Consider the following 5,000-nt stretch of genomic DNA (forward strand, 5'->3'; position numbering starts at 1 on the left):
GTGGTGCTGGCGCTGGCGCTGGGCGTGGCGGTGCTGCCGCGCGTGCGCCGGGCGCGCCAGGACTGAGCCCCCCGGGCACAAGGTGAATCTCCGGGGCCTCGCGGGCAAACGCCCGCGGGGCCCCGTTTGTACTATGGGAACGCAAGCATTTTGTACGCGCCCGGCTGAGAGTGTAAGGAAGGATTAGGGATGAGCGAGACGGCAGCGGCAGAGACTATCGCGCACGTTGAGGACCGCACGGCGCCGCGCGGCGCTTATGAGGCGTTCCTCTTGCTGGTCGGGCTGGGGTTTGTTGCGCTCGTGTTCTTCGTCTTCGCGTTCGGTTACTGGGGCGAACACGTGGTCGAGGGACTGGACGCCGCCTGCGCCGAGGCGGTGTTCAACGCGGCAAACAAATTGCTCGCTTTGGGCCACGAGGAACTGGCGATCCAGCGGTTCCGTCAGGCGATGGCGGGCCACTTCCGCGATGAAGAGCGACGATACATGTGCGGGCGCGCGCTGGGCGACTTGCTGAAGAAACGGCAGCGCTACGATGAAGCCATTGAAGTGTACCGGTCGTTGCCGGCGGAGGCCTATTCCTTTGCCGGGGCCTACGCGGGTTTTGTGGATGCCTTGTGGCGCCAAGGGATGCTGAACGAGGCCGAGAAGCTGAGCGCGGTATGGCTGACGAAAGCCCAGGAAGAGAATGATGCCCGGCAGGCGGAATGGGCGCACGGCACGCTGATGAAGGTCGCGGAACAGCGGGGGCAAACGGATGAGGCGCTGGCGCACGGGCGCGCGGCGCTGGAGGCCAATCCGGCGAGTGAGCTCGTCTTCCCGGTGGCGCGCGCGCTGGAACGGCAAGGCAAGAAGGACGAGGCGCTGAACCTCTTGAACGTCTTCCTGGAACACTGCACGAATGAGGCGTTGCGCACGCGAGCCGAACAACTCAAGGCCCAGCTGGCGGGGCCGCCGGGCGCTTGACACCCCGCGCCCGGGCGCGAGCGTTCGCGCCGCGGGCTACAGACGCTTGCGCCGGTTCAGCAACGCGAGTTTCGCTGCGGTAAGCAGTGTCTTGAGAACGCCAGTTGGGCCGCCGCGCACCACGCCCTCGATAATCCGCGACAAGAGAGCCAGCTTTTCCCGCGAATAGGGGTACCAGTATGGCTCGAGTCGCCCGGAATTGCGGTCTAAGAGAATGGATTTGATGTTGGAGAAGGCATGCAGCCCGATCTTGCCGCGATACCGCCCGAAACCGCTGTCCTTCAGGCCGCCGAAGGGTAGACCCGGGTGTGCCTGAGTGGCCAACACGTTATTGATGGACACGTTGCCCGTTATGAGGCGCCGTGCTACGCGCATAGCCCGTTCCCGGTCAGCGGACCAGACGCTCGAGGCCAGACCGTAAGGCGAATCGTTGGCCATGGCCACGGCTTCGTCCTCCGTGCGGAACTTGCGCACGGTGACGACGGGGCCGAAGGTCTCGTGCCACTGCACGCGCATATCGGGCTCGATGTCCGTGACAATCGTCGGAGGAAACACGTGGGAGGACCCGTTGCGCGCGCCGCCTGTGACAATCTTCGCTCCGCGGGACCGGGCTTCGGCCAGTTGTTCCTCAATCTCGCGGATTTGGAATTCTGTGGTCATGCAGCCGACGCCCAGTTCGCCGCCGTCGTCGGCCGGCGTGTGGCCGTCGGCCAGCCGCAGTTTTTCGGCCTTTTCTTTGAGCAGGTTCACGAAGGGCTCATAAATGCGCTCATGCACGAAGACCCGCTCGATGGACGTGCAGGTCTGCCCGCAATTCGCGAAACTGCCCCAAAGCGCGCCGTTTACGGCGCGTTCCAGGTTCGCGTCGTCGAAAACGATGAGCGGGTCTTTGCCGCCGAGTTCCAGTTCGACGGGTATGAGGTATTTGGCGGCATGTTCCATAATCTTGCGGCCCACATCTACGCTGCCGGTGAAGTGAATCTTGTCGGGCCGCTTGTCGATCAGGTATCCCGCCGTCCGGCGGCTCGCGTAGACGACCTGGATCGCGTCTTCCAGGAAGCCGCTGTTTTTGACGATATCTTCGACGACGCCGCACAGCGGCGTGTAGCGCGAAGGCTTGAGGATGACCGCGTTACCCGCGAAGAAGGCACACAACCAGGGAATCATCGAGAGATTGAAGGGATAGTTCCATGGCGCGATGACCAGGACCACACCCATCGGCTCGTAGAGAATGCGCCCCCGTTTGCCCGCGAGCATGAGCGGCGTGCGTATCTTCTCATCCGCGAGGAATTTCGGGGCGTTCTTCTGGTAGTAGGCGATGGTGTCGACCACGGGAAATATCTCCATCATGGTCGCGTCCGTGATGCATTTGCCTGTTTCCTCGACGATGCGCCGGGCGATTTTCCCGCGATTCTCCAGGATGTATTGCTTGAGTTTTTCCGCTTCCGCGGCCCGCTCCCGCGGCGACATCGCCCGGAGCCGCTCCGCTGCCGCCCGCGCTTTCTCGTAGACGCGGTCCACGTCCTCAGGTGTCGGCTCGGGGATGGTGTAGAGCGTGTCGTGCGTGCGGGGGTTCTCAACGGCGATGACCGGCGCCGTCTGTACGTCAGGCATGGTGGTGCTCATGGCAAAACTCCTGCGAAATGGGCCTCAGTGCAGCCCGCAAGCCCTCCCGGGAACATGATAACAGCACGTATGCACCGTCACAAGACTGAAAACACCGGGAACTTGACCTGTTATTTCGGAATCAAGAGGACCAGGAAGCCATTGCGAACCTCGAGGGCGTTCCGGGGTCTATTGGGGAAGCGTGGAACCAAGGAAACAACGGACCGCTTCGGTGCGGAAGACCGAAAAGGAGTTCAGAGATGCGGCGATTAGCAGGGAACAACGGTTCTTTTGGCATTTGTGCCGTCTTGATTATCACGGCGGCCTTTTTATGGGGTTCATGCCCGGTGATGGCGCAGGAGGTCACCCAAGGCCAGCTCGAAGCCCTGAACAAGGGCATGGAGCCTATCGGCCAATGTCCCTTGAAGCATACGGACGTGAAAGTTGACATTGCGGGCTTCATTGCGCGGGTCACGTTGACGCAGCAGTTTGAGAACCCCTATCAGGAGCCGATAGAGGCTGTTTACCGGTTCCCGATGTCGGACCGCGGCGCGGTAGACCGGATGACGATGACCATCGGCGAACGGGTCATCAAGGGGGTGATCAAGGAACGCGAGGAAGCGCGGCGCATCTATGAGGAAGCGAAGCAGGCCGGCCAGGCGGCCAGTCTGCTCGACCAGGAGCGCCCGAACATCTTCACGCAGTCCGTGGCGAATATCCTGCCGGGCGAAAAGATTGACATCACCATTTCGTACGTCGAGTATCTGGACTACGAAGACGGCACTTACACGTTTTCCTTCCCGATGGTCGTCGGGCCGCGCTACATTCCCGGCACGCCGTCAGGCGCAGGCACCGACCAGGTGCCGGACGCGCAGAACATCACGCCGCCCGTAACGCCGGAGGGTACGCGCGCGGGTCATGACATTGCGCTCTCCGTTGCGCTGGACGCGGGCGTGCCGGTGCAGGCGCTGAAATCGGTGCTGCACCAGGTCGCCATCGACCGGCCAGCACCGGAAAAGGCAGTGGTGACGCTGCAGAACCAGCAGGAAATCCCGAACCGCGATTTCGTGCTCGAGTATGCCGTAGCCCAGGAAAAGATTGCCGACGCGATACTTACGCACGTGGACGATCGTGGCGGGTTCGTGACAATGGTGCTGTACCCGCCGAAGCGCGTCGCGCCGGAAGAGGCCACGCCGAAAGAGATGTGCTTTGTCATCGACAGCAGCGGCTCGATGCGGGGATTCCCGATCGAGAAAGCCAAGAAGACCATGCGGCTGTGCATCGAGCAGATGAACCCGAACGATACGTTCAACCTGGTGTCTTTCGCGGGCGGTGTCGGGTACTGCTTCGACAAGCCGGTACCGAACACCGCGGAAAATCGTGCGCGCGCGCTCCAGTACCTGGAAGGATTGGAGGGCGGCGGCGGCACGGAAATGATGCGCGCGATCCAGGCGGCGCTCGGCGGCCCGCGCGATCCCGAACGTGTGCGCATCGTATGTTTCATGACCGACGGTTTCATCGGCAACGACATGGCTATCCTCGATGAAATCCGTAAGAACGCGGCCACGGCGCGCGTGTTCGCCTTCGGCATCGGCAACGGCGTCAATCAGTTCCTGATCGAGGGTATGGCGCGCGAGGGCCGCGGGGAGGCGGAGATTGTCACGCTTGAATCGGACGGCGACGCCGCGGCGCAGCGCTTCCACGAACGCATTCACAGTCCCGTGTTGACCGATATCAGCGTCGATTTCGGCGGGCTCGACATCGAACAGGTATTCCCCGATGCGAAGCTGATCCCCGACCTGTTCGCGGCAAAACCGCTTGTGCTGAAGGGCCGCTACACGAAGGGCGGCACGGGCGCCATCACCGTGCGCGGCAAGACCGCCGCGGGACCGTTCGAGCGGCAGATTCAAGTCGAGCTGCCCGCCGCGGCCGCGTCCGAGACGGCGCAGGGCGCAATCAGCCGTGATGTGCTCGCACCCTTGTGGGCGCGCGCCAAGGTGGATGACCTGATGGCGCAAGACTGGTCGGGCGTGCAGGCGGGCAGTCCGCGTGAGGACCTGAAGAAGGCTATCATCGCGTTGGGCCTTGAGTTCAGTTTGGTCACACAATACACGAGCTTCGTCGCCGTCGAGGAGAAAGTCATCAATGAAGGCGGAAAGGTGACGAGAGTGGAAGTCCCAGTTGAAATGACCGACGGCGTCAGCTACGAGGGTGTCTTTGGTGACCAAGGCGCACCGGCCGGCATGAAGATGGGCGGCTACGGCGGCGGCTTCGGCTATGCTCCCGCGATGGCAGCGCCGTCGCCCGCGCCTGTGCGGGCCAGGCGGGGTAGTTGGGGCGGTGGCGCCGCGGATGCCGCGGCGCCGGTGATGGCGGAGCCTGCGCAAGAGGCCGCCAGCCCGCCGCGCCGGACAGAAGCGGAAACGGCGCCG

At 63.2% G+C, this 5,000-nt stretch carries 3 protein-coding genes; 2 read left to right on the top strand and 1 reads right to left on the bottom strand.

Annotated elements, in window-relative coordinates:
* Positions 1–189 precede the first annotated feature (189 nt).
* The gene (locus tag KA184_07705; GenBank protein MBP8129452.1) at positions 190–963 is read left to right on the top strand and encodes a hypothetical protein; all 774 of its coding nucleotides are present in this window, start codon (positions 190–192) and stop codon (positions 961–963) included.
* A gap of 36 nt (positions 964–999) precedes the next feature.
* Here the strand turns inward: KA184_07705 and KA184_07710 are convergent, their stop codons facing one another.
* Positions 1,000–2,589, bottom strand: coding sequence for an aldehyde dehydrogenase family protein (locus tag KA184_07710; protein MBP8129453.1), 1,590 nt, complete (start codon positions 2,587–2,589; stop codon positions 1,000–1,002).
* A 239-nt stretch (positions 2,590–2,828) separates the two neighbouring features.
* Here KA184_07710 and KA184_07715 point away from each other — a divergent pair.
* On the top strand, positions 2,829–5,000 hold a 2,172-nt coding region (locus tag KA184_07715; protein MBP8129454.1), incomplete at its 3' end, for a VWA domain-containing protein.

Source organism: Candidatus Hydrogenedentota bacterium (genome assembly GCA_018005585.1).
Taxonomy (GTDB): Bacteria; Hydrogenedentota; Hydrogenedentia; order Hydrogenedentales; family JAGMZX01; genus JAGMZX01.

Bases quoted from the DNA above. Each gene is read 5' to 3' on its own strand.
- KA184_07705 (MBP8129452.1), top strand. From the start codon at position 190: ATGAGCGAGACGGCAGCGGCAGAGACTATCGCGCACGTTGAGGACCGC.
- KA184_07710 (MBP8129453.1), bottom strand. From the start codon at position 2,589: ATGAGCACCACCATGCCTGACGTACAGACGGCGCCGGTCATCGCCGTT.